7 protein-coding genes are annotated in these 14,223 nt (G+C 47.7%); all 7 read left to right on the top strand.

All coding sequences use genetic code 11. From position 1 onward, the window contains the following. The first annotated feature begins 16 nt into the window (after positions 1-16). A complete protein-coding gene (locus tag B3K89_RS03835; RefSeq protein WP_345907085.1) occupies positions 17-496 on the top strand; it encodes a DUF2321 domain-containing protein in 480 nt (159 codons plus the stop codon). 176 nt (positions 497-672) lie between these two features. Continuing rightward, a complete protein-coding gene (locus B3K89_RS03830; RefSeq protein WP_345907084.1) occupies positions 673-5,901 on the top strand; it encodes a DEAD/DEAH box helicase in 5,229 nt (1,742 codons plus the stop codon). Between the two features lie 11 nt (positions 5,902-5,912). Continuing rightward, positions 5,913-8,708 carry a helicase-related protein gene (locus B3K89_RS03825; RefSeq protein WP_345907083.1) on the top strand — a complete coding sequence of 932 codons (2,796 nt, stop codon included), beginning with the start codon at positions 5,913-5,915 and terminating at the stop codon, positions 8,706-8,708. 1,174 nt (positions 8,709-9,882) lie between these two features. Further along, positions 9,883-12,753 carry an Eco57I restriction-modification methylase domain-containing protein gene (locus B3K89_RS03820; RefSeq protein WP_345907082.1) on the top strand — a complete coding sequence of 957 codons (2,871 nt, stop codon included), beginning with the start codon at positions 9,883-9,885 and terminating at the stop codon, positions 12,751-12,753. Continuing rightward, a complete protein-coding gene (locus B3K89_RS03815; RefSeq protein ID WP_345907081.1) occupies positions 12,744-13,478 on the top strand; it encodes an HNH endonuclease in 735 nt (244 codons plus the stop codon). Before B3K89_RS03820 ends, B3K89_RS03815 begins: the two co-directional genes overlap by 10 nt. A 56-nt stretch (positions 13,479-13,534) precedes the next feature. Then, entirely contained in the window at positions 13,535-13,978 is a 444-nt protein-coding gene (locus B3K89_RS03810) for a winged helix-turn-helix domain-containing protein (RefSeq protein ID WP_345907080.1), read from the top strand. Positions 13,979-14,086: 108 nt separating this feature from the next. Continuing rightward, complete coding sequence (locus tag B3K89_RS03805) at positions 14,087-14,209, top strand: DUF4172 domain-containing protein (RefSeq protein ID WP_345907079.1); 123 nt, start codon at positions 14,087-14,089, stop codon at positions 14,207-14,209. The last annotated feature ends 14 nt before the right edge of the window (positions 14,210-14,223 follow it).

Here is a 14,223-nt window from a genome sequence, read left to right as displayed (position 1 = left end):
GAAAGGAGTATAGATTATGGGCGTTTATCGAGTAGCAGAAATATGTTTAAATGGACACGTAACTACTTCTTATGCAGACGTTATGCCAGATTTGAGAGAGAAGTATTGCTCTATCTGTGGAGAGCAGACAATAACTAAATGTCCACATTGTGATAGTCCTATTCGGGGATCGTATTACGAGCCCGATGTTCTCGGTGATTTTGAATACGTGAAGCCCTCTTTTTGCCATAATTGTGGCAGACCTTTTCCTTGGACAGAGCGCAGTCTTCAAGCAGCAAGTGAGTTGATGGAATTATCAGGTAAACTAGAAGGTGCAGAGCTGACTCAATTCAAGACTGACTTAGATAGCTTAATGAAGGATACTCCACAGGCAAAAGTCGCTTCATTCAGAGTAAAAACCATTCTGGGGAAAGTAGGCAAAGAAATTGCCTCAGGGGTACGTGATATCCTGGTTGACATAGTCAGTGAGACAGCAAAAAAAGCCATCTGGGGATGATTGGTTTGATGTATCCTTACTTTTGTCCAGACTCTTTATACTGTGTAGAATTTGTATCCCAGAGCAATTAGCTTAGCTGTAAGCATGGAATCTATGGTAGTATGTCTTGTTAAGAGGGTAGGCTGTTAGTCATATCCAACAACTTATTTCCTTAATGGTTGAATGGGAGTTGTCTCATGAAGGATATTTTTGAGTTTCGGGATAATCTGATTGAATCATTTTCCAAGTTTTCCAGAAGTTTTACCAGAGTATCTGCACCGGATATCAAAGAAGTACTTGATGAAGAGTATGGGAATGGTCGGTTCTGGCCGGAACCCCTGATTCAAGTCAATCCTCACTATAAGACTACACATACCATAACAGAGCTGGTGAAGGCTGATTTGCTTCACCCGTTATGTGAAACCTTGTTCAGAATCAAAGGTGCTCCGCTCACACTCTTCAATCACCAGGAACAGGCAATCCGGAAAGCCCGTGATAAACAGAGCTATGTGCTCACAACAGGAACAGGATCAGGGAAAAGTCTTGCTTTCTTCATTCCAATCATAGATGCGATCATCAGGGGTAAGGAACAGGATAGTACTCCTAAAACACGAGCAATTATTGTGTATCCGATGAATGCTCTTGCCAACAGCCAGCTGGGAGAAATCAACAAGTTCCTTGATAACTATCCAGACTCCGACTCACGGCCTATTACTGTAGCACGGTATACAGGCCAAGAAGACAGCACAGAGAGATCAAAGCTTGCCAATAATCCACCGGACATCCTACTGACCAACTACATGATGTTGGAACTCATACTTACTCGAAATGAAGAAGTCGATAATCAAGTTGTCCAACATAGCATGGGATTGGAATTCCTGGTCTTGGACGAACTGCATACGTATCGGGGAAGGCAGGGCGCTGACGTTGCCATGTTGATCAGAAGACTGAGGCAACGGCTTCAAGCCAGCTCCATGATCTGCATCGGTACATCCGCAACCATGTCATCCATCGGAAGTGCTGATGACAAGGCTAAGGCGGTAGCAGAGACGGCCTCGACATTGTTCGGGGTGAAAATTCCTGTAACCAACGTAATAGGCGAAGTCTTGACCCGTGTCACACCCGAGGCAAGGAAAATCGACAAGAACGCCCTGCATAAACGCATCGTGTCAGGATCTCCGTTCCCAGATGACTATGCCGCTCTTGCACTGGACGAATTATCGATCTGGGTTGAACTGACATTGGGAATCATTCTTGTACCCGGCAAGTCCCCGGAACGTGCTACTCCCATCAGTCTCTCTGAGGCTTTGGACAGATTGGCATCGGATGCCGATGTTTCACGAGTGATGGCTCTTGAAACACTGAGGAAATTCCTTGTTCATTGCGAACACGTGGTATCGCCGAAGAAAGAGCCGCTGTTTGCATTCAAGCTTCATCAGTTCATCAGCGGACCTGGAGTAGTGCTTACCACTCTCGAACCGGTGGGCGAGCGGCTCATCACCTTGGATGAACAACAGTATGCTCCAGGAAGACAGAAAGAGAACGTTCGCTTGTATCGGACATACTTCTGTAGGGAATGCGGACAGGAGTACCTTCCAGTGTGGGTGGATGATGACCTGACTACATTCGAACCACGGCGGATAGATGATGTCCCAAGCCAAAAGGATGATGAAGCCGGTCGGTTTGGGTACCTGGTGCCAGTCTCTGCTGAGCAGAATTACCAAAGCGACTCTGATATTCCCGAGTCCTGGATGGATTTTGACAAGAAAGGGAACCAGATAGTCAAAACAGGGATGAGGAAATCCATCCCCAAATTGATTGAGATCAACGCCCAAGGCGAGGCTCAAGCAGGTGCCGTCAAGTACTGGTTCATCCCCGGAACTGTGAAGTTCTGCCCCAATTGTGGACTTGAACATGAATCCAGATCGAAGGATGTCAACAAATTGGTCGGGCTTTCAGGTGAAGGTCGTTCTTCATCGACCACCATCATCACGCTCAACCTTTTGGAGCAGATGTTTGACAAGGAAACCAGTACGTTCGCCCAGAAGAAGATACTGGGGTTCTCCGATAACCGTCAGGATGCTGCGTTGCAATCAGGGCATTTCAATGATTTCATCTACCTGGTTACCATGCGTTCAGCACTCTTGGCTGCGTTGAGGAACAACGGTGGGATGATCCGGATTGAGAATCTCGCCCAGGCAGTGTTTGAAGCCTTGGGTTTTGACTCGGATGATCCTGAAATACTCAGGGAATATTTAAAGAATCCCACCATGGCAACGAACCTGAGGCTCAGTTACCAGAAATACGAGAAACAAATTCTTGCTTATAGGATTCTCAACGATCTTTCCAGAGGATGGCGATACAACAACCCAAACCTGATTCAGCTCGGAATGTTGCAGATTCACTACGCATACCTTGAGCAACTTTGCGCTGATGATTCCAAGTTCACGGATGCTCCTGCAGTTCTTAAGGGAGCTACTCCTGAAATCCGGTTCAGGTTATACAAGATGTTGTTTGAGGAAATGCAGGCAAACCTATGCATCAGTTCCTCCTATTGGGATCCGGATGAGCTTCAGGTAGTGCAGAGGAACACGTACAACCATCTGGTTGAACGCTGGGGCTTCTATGAGCATGAGAAGCTGAGAACGGGTAATCGTCTGATAGTGGGGAAGCTACCCACTATCACAGACAAAGGGGAACGAATCTTCAAGTATGTTGGAGGTGGCACCTATTCGTATATCGGACGGAAGCTGAAGAATCCTGAGCTATGGAAAGGTACAAGCTGGGAGACGTTACGCAACACTGAAAGGGGAAAGATGATCGAAGAAGTAACACGCTCCCTTCTTGCAATTGCTTCCTCCTATGGATTGATCAATCAGATCAAGGAGAAAAAAGGTGACCTGATTGGCTGGCAGCTCAACGACAGCATCCTTGTATGGAAATTGAAGGAGAACGTTGACCGCTCCCGTTGGTCCAATGAGTTCTTCACTGCCTTGTATTCTTCGATTGCAACACAGTTCAAGTCTCGGGATTTTACCCTCTTCCAGTTTGAGTCCAGAGAGCATACGGCTCAAGTTGAATCGGATGAACGTGAAATACTCGAGAAACGGTTCCGATACTCCAAGGAAGACCAGGAAACCTGGAAGAAGGAACACCCGGAGAAAAAGCAGTTGGAGCCACTTCCTGTGCTCTATTGTTCCCCAACCATGGAATTGGGCATCGATATCTCTTCGCTCAATACCGTGTACCTGCGCAATATACCTCCAACAGCGGCAAACTACGCCCAGCGTTCAGGACGTGCAGGCCGCTCCGGACAAGCTGCGTTGGTGGTATCGTACTGTGCCTCCCAAAGCCCCCATGACCAATGGTTCTTCCATCACAAGAATGAGATGGTCCATGGTACGGTCAGGACTCCCTCGTTGGATCTTTCCAACAAGGACCTGATCGATAGCCATATGCTGGCTGTATGGTTTGCTTTGTCAGGATACCCAATAGGTTCTTCCATTCCTGATATCCTTGATCTGGAGCATGAGGAATCGTTCTTGGAGGTTCGGAAGGAGATCCGAGACGCATTCTGTGACCCAGAGCTTTCCAAGCGTTCCTTAGGGGAGATCAACGCTCTTCTTGAGACAGTAAAGGAGTATCTTGTACCGGAGAAGGCACCTTGGTTCAGCGAACAGTATGCACAAGGTTTGGTCTCATCCGCTTGGAACCGCTTTGAGACAGCCTTTGACCGCTGGCGGAACCTCTTTAAGGCGACACGGCAGCAACAGGAGCAGTCGCATACAGTGAACATGTCTCCCACAGCAACCCAGCAACAAAAGAAAGCTGCTCAGAGGCTCTATAACGATGCGAGCATCCAGATGGGTTTGTTGACAACCACCAGGAGTAGGAACTCTTCGTCGTCTGATTTCTACAGCTACCGCTATTTGGCAAGTCAGGGAGTGCTTCCTGGATACAATTTCCCGCGCCTGCCTCTGCTCGCCTGGATACCCAGTACCACTGAGGACAAGGATGATGCTACTACGGTCTCCCGGTCCCGGTTCCTTGCTCTTTCCGAGTTTGGACCCAGAAGTCTGATCTATCACCAAGGCAAAGTATTCCGGGTTGTGAAAGCCAAACTGAATGCTGCTACAAGCATCGCCATGGCAGATGGAAGCACCCAATTGACTACCAACGATGCTATCATCTGTGAAAATTGCGGCTATGGTGTCATTGCTTCCGGGTATGCTGATTCTCCAGAACGTTGCCCTTGCTGCGGGGAAATCCTGACTGAGAGCATCCGGATCAATGCGCTGTATCGTATCGAAACGGTGGAAACCAGATTGGTACAGCGCATCTCCATGAATGATGAGGAGCGGCAGAGGGTCGGCTACGATCTTCAGACCTCGTATGTTTTCAATGGTGCCGATTCCCGGTTCTCGACAGCCTCCGATATCATGCTCAAGGAAGAGAAGCTTGGTGAGATGTTGTATGCACAGGCTGCCACCGTCTACAAGATCAACAAGGGATGGAAACGAAGGACCAACAAGGAGCTTCTCGGGTTCCCGATTGATCCCTTGTCCGGTCTTTGGAGCAAGTCAGAGGGTGAGGACGAGGATGAGCCGGAGAATCCCGAGGTACCGGTAACCAATAAGGTGAAACCGCAAAGGATTGTCCCGTACGTGGAAGATTGCAAGAATATTCTGGTATTTCATCCGGAGGGGGATCTTTCCCAAAAGACCATGGTCACCCTGCAAGCTGCACTGAAACGTGGCATTGAACAAGTATTCCAGATTGAAGAATCTGAACTGGCTGTAGAACCTCTGCCAACAAGTGAGAACAGGAAAAGAATCCTGTTCTACGAGGCCGTGGAAGGGGGAGCTGGTGTTTTGAACAGGCTCGTCGAGGAGAAGAAAGCTCTCTCGATGGTATCTGATCAGGCATTGAGGATCATGCACTATGTCAATGAGACGCAGACATGGGATGCCGAGCATATGCAGGAAGACCTTGATGCCAACGGTAATCCTCCCTGCGAAGCCGGTTGCTATCAGTGCTTGTTGTCGTATTACAACCAACCTGAGCATCTGGACATAGACCGTAGGGACCCGGATGCAATAAAAATCTTGGTAGCACTTGCCAATGGTTCTGTGTCAAAGCGAGAAGATGCAGTCTTTTCAGAGGTTTCAGGAGTTGAGTCAGAGTTCACGCAAGCCTTGAAACAACGAAATCTTCGGTTGCCGGAAAAAAGTTCAGTCAGTACTAAGGATGGTTCGGTACTTCCGTTGTATTATACTTCCGCCAGGACAGCAATTTTCTTTGGGAAAGCAAGTGAAGCAACCAAGCAGTATTGTGCTGACAGGTCCATCAACATCCTGGAAGTGAGTACTGATGACACTTCGTGGGATGAGATTTTCAAAGCGAATTCAGATGTGTTCGGTGAATAAGGAATTGAGAAATGAGTAATTTTCGTACTACACCAGGCAACTTGGTACGTGCAAGAGGAAGAGACTGGGTTGTTCAGGCTGGCAGTGATGATATGGTTTTGGTACTCCGCCCGTTGAGAGGCAGTGATGAGGTTGTCTATATTGCCCCGGATCTTGAGCAGGAGCCTGTAAGGGCAGCCTATTTCGATGACCCGGTACCGTCCCAGCTCTCCAATATGCGCTCCGGTGCTCTGTTCCGTGAAGCCCTGATGCTCAAGCTTCGCAATGGCGCTGGTCCTTTCAGATCGTTCGGTCATATCGCCGTTGAACCAAGGACCTACCAATTGGTGCCGCTTCTCATGGCACTAAAGATGGACCCGGTGAGGCTGTTGATCTCCGATGACGTCGGCATCGGAAAAACCATTGAAGCTTGTCTTATCGTACGAGAACTCTGGGATCGGTTTGAAATTGATCGATTTGCCGTTCTCTGCCCGCCTCACCTGGTCGACCAGTGGGTGGGAGAGCTTCACACACGTTTCAATTTTCCTGCAGTAGCGCTGACATCCTCCTCTGTCTCGTCTCTGGAAAAGACCTTGCCGGTAGGCCAATCATTGTTTGACCGGTATCCTGTGCTTGTGGTGTCATTGGATTACATCAAAAACCCCATTCATAGGGAGCATTTTCTTTCAACTGCACCCCAATGCATAGTTGTGGATGAGGTGCATACCTGTACGAGTAAAGGAACAAATCAGCAGCTACGGTATGAGCTGTTGAAAAAGCTTGCCAGTGACAAGTCACGGTCCTTGATCATGCTTACAGCAACGCCTCACTCTGGCGATGATGAAGCCTTTCACAACTTGCTTGGGTTGCTTGATGAGAAATACCTGCAGCTTGGGCAAGATCAGAATGTTGACAAGCAGCTTCGTGAGGATTTGGCAACACAATTCGTTCAGCGCAGAAGAATGGATATCATCGAGTGGAAGGATGATTCCATTTTCCCGGAGAGAATGATCAAGGAGATTTCCTACCATCTCAACGATACCTGGAGAACATTCTTTGAAGAGGTAAGAGTCTATTGCTATACACTCGCAAAAACGCATGAGAAAAACCAGACACCTGCAGGCAAGATGATTTGGTATGCCATTCTTGCATTGTTTAGGTGTGTCGCATCCAGCCCGGCATCTGCTATCAGCGTCCTGACCAGCAGGCTCCAGAACATCACCGATGACGAGTTCTCACTGGAAGGAGCTGACATCCTTGATGAGGAAGCCGTTGATTTCGCTGTTGATGATACCACCCCTACCCAGCTTTTCAATGAGACGCAGGAATTGAAGCGGTTGCTTAAGAAAGCTCAGAGCCTGCTGGATCAAACCGATCCAAAACTGGAAATGTTGGTCAGCCATTTGCAAGGGTCTCTGTTGAAGGACAATTTCAGTCCGGTCATTTTCTGCAGATACATATCAACTGCAAAATATGTTGGCGAGTATCTACGAAGCAAGTTTCCAAAGTATACAATCGACATTGTGACCGGTGAGTTGTCAGCCGAAGAAAGGCAGGAACGAATTGCATTGTTGGGAAAGGCTGAGAAGAGCATCCTGGTGGCGACAGACTGCCTTTCTGAAGGCATAAACCTTCAGGAGTACTTCAATGCGGTGATTCACTATGATCTTGCATGGAATCCAACCCGGCATGAGCAACGGGAGGGCCGCGTAGACCGATTCGGACAGAAGTTTCCGGAAGTACGCTGTACCATGATGTACTGTGAGGATAACCCGGTTGATGGGTTCATCATCAACGTAATCCTGAGAAAGGCGACTGCCATCAAGCAGGAATTGGGAGTCATGGTACCGATTCCTGAGAATAGTGAAGCAGTTGGGAATGCCTTGGTGCAGGCGGCACTGCTGAAAAAGTCCTTCAAGAAGGAAGGCGGGCAGCTATCCTTTGATTTCGGGGAGATCCAGCAAGCTACCGAGGCTTTCGAAGGTCCTTGGAAGGATGCCAGGGAGAATGCGAAGAAGAATAAGACCATCTTTGCACAGCGTTCCTTGCACCCTGAGGATGTAATTCCCGAATGGGAAGAAGAGCAAGGAGTGCTTGGATCTGCCGATACGATCAAGGAGATGATGCAGACGCTGCTTCAGCGGTTGAACAATCCTTTGAAACCTATTTCAGAGAAGGAGTTCGAATTCGATCCTTCCCATCTTCCCAGCGAGTTGAAAGATCGGTTAGCCGAGGCCTCATATGAGAGACCCATACGTTTGTCCATGAAAAATCCTGCGCCTATCGGTGCTGAGTTCCTCCACAGAAGTCATCCCATCGTGGAGATTCTCAGTGATTATATTGTGGAAAACACGCTTGATTATCGCAATGACAAGCCGATCGGCGGTCGGTGTGCCGTCATCGAGACTTCTGAGGTTGACCAGGCGTATTCCCTGTTCCTGGTGCGGGTCAGGCACCAGATTGCTACCAAGCTCAATGATAAGTCACGCTATCTGATGGCTGAGGAGTTGATCGTCATCGGCAGCAGGGGGATGGTGAATCCGAAATGGATACCAGAGAAGGATGCTCTGAAGCTATTCTCCTGCAAACCCGCAGGAACCTTGTCTGCAGGGGCACAGGAGCGGAATGTGTTGCAGGCGCTTGCGTTCTACCGTTCGCAGAAGGATTCGATCGAGCAAATTTGCAAGGAACATGCAAACAAGTTGTTGGACCAGAACCGGAGAGTCCGTTCTGCTGCCAGTGCCAAGGGATCGGTGACCGTCAGTCCTTGTTTCCCCGCTGATTTAATGGGAGTGTATGTCCTGCTCCCGTCTGTTGATTCGTTGTAAGGAGTTTTCGATGGCTAGGCGTAATTCACACGGAATATCATGGCAGACCATCCGCTTGGAGGGTTCGTTGCTGTTGCCCGATCTTTTGGAACAAATTGCAAAGAATGAAGCTTCCCATCAGAAGGAGAGCGAGTATCAGATTCCAGCAGGATTGAGGATGATCGAGGAGATCGGCCGTTCCTATCAGATCGCCCGAGCATTGCATGCAGACTTCAAGAATCGTCGCCAGAGTTCCTATACTGATCTATTCCAGCTTACTGACACGTTCTTCATGAAGTTTATGTCCAGCTGTCTTGGGTGGACGGAGTATCAGAGAGTGAGGTCGAAGCGGGTAGGTGATTATGGATACCCAATCCAGAAGATTGCATTTGAGAGAATTCCCATAACAGTAGCTGCCTATGATATGGGGCTGGATGTATCTGATTCCAGATTTGGGATCAGCGGTGCAAAAGTTCGTAATCGTTCGCTCTTCCAGATGTCGCAGGAATACCTGAATGCTCTGGGAAAGAGCTCCTGGGGCATAGTATCGAATGGTTCAACGATCCGTCTGCTCAGGTCATCTCCGACCATGGCTCGTCCTCAGTATCTGGAATTTGACTTACATTCGATGCTTGAGGATGATCACTACTCTGAATACACGCTTCTTTGGAAGATTCTGCATGTTTCCCGGGTCTATAACTTTGAGAATCAAGAGGAAATGACCATCTGGGAAGAGTGGAGAAACGAAACTATCAGCACTGGTGAGCGTGTCCGTGATGGGCTAAGAGGTGGGGTAACCAAAGCTCTAGTACTTCTTGGTTCCGGTTTCATTGCCAACCAAGCGAATGAGGCGCTGCGGCAGAGACTCAACGATGGACAGCTAACAGCAGAGGATCTCTATCACCAACTGCTCCGACTTGTCTATCGGTTCTTATTTTTATTTGCCTTGGAAGAACGCAGGGCGGAAAATGGGTTGCGTTTGGTGTTCTCTCCTGATGCTTCCCTGACTAGGGAACGGGACTTGTATGAGAAAGGGTACAGTCTCGATCGTCTTCGTGAGGTGATGCTTCATAGGAGGAGTTCCTACAATTACTATACCGATTTTTGGGCAGCTCAGAAGATTGTCTTCACTTCTTTGGCAAAGGGTGAACCCCGTCTGGCATTGCCTGCTCTTGGTGGTTTGTTCTCCTCCGGTATGTGTGATGACCTGGATAATGCGACTCTCGATAATGCGACATTCCTGAAGGCGATGGAGAGCCTCAGATGGGCGAACAACGCATCAGGACAATACAGCTACATCGACTACAAGAATATGGGAACCGAGGAATTGGGTTCTGTATATGAGAGCCTGTTGGAATTGGTCCCTGCTGTGGATATGCCGGCGAGGGTATTCAGATTCATTGGTGTTGAGGATGATGAATCAACTGCAGGCAATGCCAGAAAGACTACCGGCAGCTATTATACTCCGAGTTTCCTGGTTGACCAGTTGGTAAAGACAGCTTTGGTTCCGGTCCTGGAGAAAACAGCCAAGGAGCATGTGCAGGATAAGGCTGAAGCACTTCTCTCGTTGTCTGTTATCGATCCAGCTTGTGGCAGTGGCCATTTCATCCTTGCAGCTGCAAGAAAGATTGCTGAGTATGTTGCAGTTGCCCGTGATGATGACGGGGTGGTTACCCCCTCAGAGTACAGACGGGCACTACGGGATGTCATCAGCAGGTGCATCTATGGTGTCGACCTCAATCCGATGGCTGTTGAGTTGACCAAGATGGCTCTCTGGTTGGAAGGGTATGAGCCAGGAAAGCCGTTGAGCTTCCTTGACCGGCATCTTCTGTGCGGTAACTCCTTGCTTGGTGTGTTTGATCTTACTGTCCTGGATACAGGTATTCCCAAGGATGCTTTCAAGCCGCTTAGCGGTGATGACAAGGAGTACTGTGCAAACCTGGCAAAGCAGAATGCCATTGGTTTGAAGAGTTACAAGCAAGAGCTGGAGGTTCCAGAGCAGACCAATATCGTAGTTTCAGGTAGGAACGAGGATATGTTTGGTCAGGTTGATTCGATGCCTGAAGAGAGTGTTTCTGATGTTGAGCAAAAAGCACGGGAATACTACAAATACAGAGAGCAGATAGAAAGCAAGATTGATTACGTTGCTTCCGACATCTATATTGGTGCATTCCTGATGCAGAAGAGACCAGGAAGGGTAGTTCCTACTTCCCAGACTCTCTATCGATATAAGATTCTGCAGCAGCCATCAGAGACAGACCAGGAAGCAATCAAAGAAGCAAGAAAAGCCTGCAAGAAAGCGAATGTCCTTCACTGGTCGTTTGCCTTCCCCCAGGTATTCGCAAAGGGTGGATTTGATGTGGTGTTGGGCAATCCTCCGTGGGAGAAAATCACCATCAAGGAACAGGAGTTCTTTGCTTCTCGTAACCCTGAGATTGCCAAAGCTCAGAATGCAGCAAAAAGAAAGGCTTTGATTGATAAACTTGCTACCGGATCAGAAGCGGACAAGATGCTCTACCAAGACTTCCTTGCAGAAGAGCATCAGGCGGAGGCCTTGAGCAATTTCATCCATGTCAAGGAAGAACAATATGGACAGTACCCACTTTCAGGCATAGGTGACACCAATCTCTATGCACTCTTTGCTGAACTGGTAAGTAAACTACGAGAGAAGAACAAGGGTAGGGTGGGTATCATAGTTCCAACAGGGATAGCAACAGATGATTCAACCAAGAGGTTGTTTGGATCGTTTGTAGAGGATTCCCAGCTCATTTCTTTGTATGATATTGAAAACCGTGATAAGGTATTCCCTGCTGTTGATAGTAGGCAAAAATTCAGTCTACTTACACTGGGTTTTTCTCATTCAGCTGATTTTGCTTGTTTCCTACATTCTATCCAAGAGCTGGAAGATGATAGGCGTCACTTTGAGTTGACCGCTGAAGACTTCAATCTGATAAACCCCAATACTCACACACTTCCCATCTTCAGAAGCAAGATGGATGCTGAGCTTGCGAAGAAGATCTACAGAAAAGTGCCTGTCTTGATTGATGAGTCAAAGGGAGAAGAAGGTAATCCTTGGGGTGTGCAGTTCTCAACGATGTTTCATATGTCGAACGACTCCTCCCTCTTCCTGGATTCTCCAGAGGCTGATAGCTATCCGCTGTATGAAGCCAAGATGTTGCATCAGTATGATCACCGATGGGCAACGTATGAGCCTGATGGGACGGTCAGGGATGTAACCATTGAAGAGAAAATGAACCCAGATTTTGAAGTGACTCCAAGGTATTGGGTCCCTAAGAAAGAAGTCCTGATTCGTATTGCCGATGTTCCTGATTCTGTGAGGAAGGCTTGGTATGCAGGTGAAGAACACCAACTGAGAATGGCTTTGGCTGCATGTGAAGATGAGGAGCTCAATCAACTGGCAACCGCTGATAACCTGATGAAGAAGATGGATCAGGTGATGGATCAGAGGAGCCCGAAGTGGTTGATGGGATGGAGGAATATTACAAACACTACCAATGAAAGAACAGTTATATCATCAATCTTTCCTAGAAGTGCAGTAGGTCATTCGATTAATCTTGTTCTGCTGGATAAGAGATCAAAATTGTTTCTTGCAAATATCTCAAGTATAGTTTTTGATTATTGTGCGAGACAAAAAGTGGGGGGAACAAACTTAAGTCTATACTATATAAAGCAATTACCAACTATTGATTCTATGACTGTGAAAGATTTGCTAGTAGAATATGTTAATTCACATGTTGATTCCTTGATAGGAGTCTCAAGGCTAATAGCCTCTTCTATGCAAATCGAATTGCAAAATTGGGACTTTGAAGGGAGATTTATTAATCGTGCTGAACTTGATGCTCTTTATGCTCGCTTATATGGGCTCAATCGAAAGGAGCTGATGTATATTCTTGATCCTGAATCTGTGATGGGGAAAGACTATCCATCACAAACCTTTCCCGGTTTGAAGAACAAAGAGCTTCGAGAGTATGGTGAATATAGAACCATGCGTTTGGTGCTGGAGGCCTGGGATAGGCAAGAGAGGCAGCCTGAATTATGGCAGTAGATGTGTACAGTGTTATCCAGCCAATTGCCTATAGCGCTGGTTGGGAAGTCGATCCCTTGGTACTTGCTAGCGATACTATCCAACTATCCTCGGCTCTCCATCGCTTCACGTGTATCGTGAAGTTGGTGGCTGGAGGTGGCTTTGTTCTTTCATTCAATTCAGCTGCGTTGAGTAATGAGCTGCGGAGAAAGAACGGTGAACTTGTTGCGTATCCGATTCTCGACCTTGACGTACTGCGTACTATCCTGAGCGACGCTTCAATCTTGGCTGGATCTCTGCCCAACTCTCCATTGCTTGAATTCGATGCAAGGATCAAGAATCTCTCAATCGATGAGACAGAAGTTCGACGAGAAGTTGAGCAACGAGTAGGCCAGGATATCTACCGCAATCATATGCTGTCATATTGGGAAGGTCGTTGTGCGCTGACCAATATCGGAGAATCAGAGTTATTGCTTGCCAGCCATGCCAAACCTTGGAAGGATTGTACCTCCGCTGAGGAAAGGCTCAATGTGTTCAACGGTTTCTTGCTGGAAGCGCGATTCGACCGACTATTCGATAGAGGCTTCATCACCTTTGATGACCAAGGAGCACTGATAGTCTCCAAGCGAATGGAGTCATCTTCGTTGAGTGTTCTTGGCCTTAAACAAGGAATGGAGCTCCGATGGATTAGAGAAGAACATTTGCCCTTCCTGCATTGGCATCAAGAGCATGTGTTCATACGGTAATGCACGCTTGGTACGATTGATATTCAAGTACCTTTGATCGATGGAGAGGAGATGAAATGACGGTAAAGGACGCAGCGAAAATTGTTCTGAAGGCTTCCAATGAACCTTTGAATGCCCAACAGATTGCCCAAAGGATTTTGGATCAGGGGTTGTGGAAGACCGAAGGGAAGACTCCTGATCAAACGGTTGCTGCAAACCTGTACATGGATATCAAGAAGCATGGGGATGGTTCCGCTTTCAGGATAGCTTCCCGAGGTAAGTTTGCACTAAATGCTGTCTCTACAGAGAGTGATGCCCCGCAGCAAGTCATTGGTACTCAAGTGTACTCATTCACCAAATGTGCGGTGGCGGGTGCAATCCTGGGAACCAAGTACGGGCTCTCTTCCATTCCACATCACTGGGTACAGAAGGTGCGTCATCCTTCAGGGACGTGTCTGCAATTCACCAAAGGCTTGGACATCGTCCAGATAGGGGAACAGCTCGCAGATTTGGTCCGATAGCCCGAAAAAAAAGGTTTGCGTAGATTAGAGCGGTTAATCTACGCAAGATATGAGTTTTATTGCGTAGATTAACTTGCGTATTCTACGCATACAACGTAACATCCATCTATGGATACCTATATTTGGCAACAACCGGACTGGCCGCATTTTACCTATGATGCACATTCCTTGCTATCCTCCATCAATGAGATTGCCCATGCACAGGGGAGGCTGGAAACACTGCTGTGTTAGTCCGTAGAACTACG

Source organism: Sphaerochaeta sp. UBA5849 (genome assembly GCA_002432715.1).
Lineage (GTDB): Bacteria > Spirochaetota > Spirochaetia > Sphaerochaetales > Sphaerochaetaceae > Sphaerochaeta.
The sequence above is the reverse complement of the archived record's forward strand: the minus strand, read 5'-3'. Positions and strand labels throughout refer to the sequence as shown.